2 rRNA genes are annotated in these 1,143 nt (G+C 56.6%); both read left to right on the top strand.

Annotated elements, in window-relative coordinates:
* Positions 1–117: ribosomal RNA gene (locus F1721_RS34200) — 16S ribosomal RNA — on the top strand; the annotation flags it as partial.
* Positions 118–322: 205 nt separating this feature from the next.
* Positions 323–1,143, top strand: a 23S ribosomal RNA gene (locus F1721_RS34195); the annotation flags it as partial.

The following is a 1,143-nucleotide window of genomic DNA, read 5'->3' as shown; positions in this document are numbered from 1 at the left end:
CACCCGAAGCCCATGGCCCAACCCTTGTGGGGGGAGTGGTCGAAGGTGGGACTGGCGATTGGGACGAAGTCGTAACAAGGTAGCCGTACCGGAAGGTGCGGCTGGATCACCTCCTTTCTAAGGAGCACATAACACCCCAGCCTTTGGTTGGGAGTGTTCACAATTGACGAGGCGAATGTTCTCGTGTTGTGACGCTCGATGGATTGTGGAACACACTAACGTTTTTACAGGACAGTCCGCTGTTGGGTGTCTGAGGGAACACATCGTGTGTTTTCTTCTGGTTGTTGTTTGAGAACTGTATAGTGGGTGCGAGCATCTTTGTGGCCAAGTTGTGTAGGGCACATGGTGGATGCCTTGGTACCAGGGGCCGATGAAGGACGTGGGAGGCCGCGATAGTCCTCGGGGAGTTGTCAACCGAGCTGTGATCCGAGGGTGTCCGAATGGGGTAACCCAGCCCGAGTGATGTCGGGTTACTCATGCCTGAATGTATAGGGTATGAGGGGGAACGCGGGGAAGTGAAACATCTTAGTACCCGTAGGAAGAGAAAACACTGGTGATTCCGTGAGTAGTGGCGAGCGAAAGCGGAGGAGGCTAAACCGTGCGCGTGGGATACCTGGTAGGGGTTGCGTGTGCGGGGTTGTGGGGCACTACTGGGCGGGTCTACCAGTCCGCCAGCATGTCCATGTCTGCTAGTTGAACGGTTTGGGAAAGCCGGCCGTAGACGGTGAGAGCCCGGTAAGCGAAAGCAGTTGTGGTGTGTGTGGTGGTGTTCCCGAGTAGCAGCGTTTCCGTGGAGGGTGCTGTGAATCTGGCGGGACCACTCGCTAAGCCTAAATACTTCCTGGTGACCGATAGTGGATAGTACCGTGAGGGAATGGTGAAAAGTACCCCGGGAGGGGAGTGAAAGAGTTCCTGAAACCGTGTGCCTGCAATCCGTCAGAGCAACCGTTGTAGTTGTGATGGCGTGCCTTTTGAAGAATGAGCCTGCGAGTTACTGCTGCGTGGCGAGGTTAACCTGTGTGGGGTAGCCGGAGCGAAAGCGAGTCTGAAGAGGGCGTGTGAGTCGCGTGGTGTAGACCCGAAGCGGGGTGATCTACCCATGGCCAGGGTGAAGCGCGGGTAAGACCGTGTGGAGGCCCGAAC

The organism is Saccharopolyspora hirsuta (genome assembly GCF_008630535.1).
GTDB classification, from domain to species: Bacteria; Actinomycetota; Actinomycetes; order Mycobacteriales; family Pseudonocardiaceae; genus Saccharopolyspora; species Saccharopolyspora hirsuta.
The sequence above is the reverse complement of the archived record's forward strand: the minus strand, read 5'-3'. Positions and strand labels throughout refer to the sequence as shown.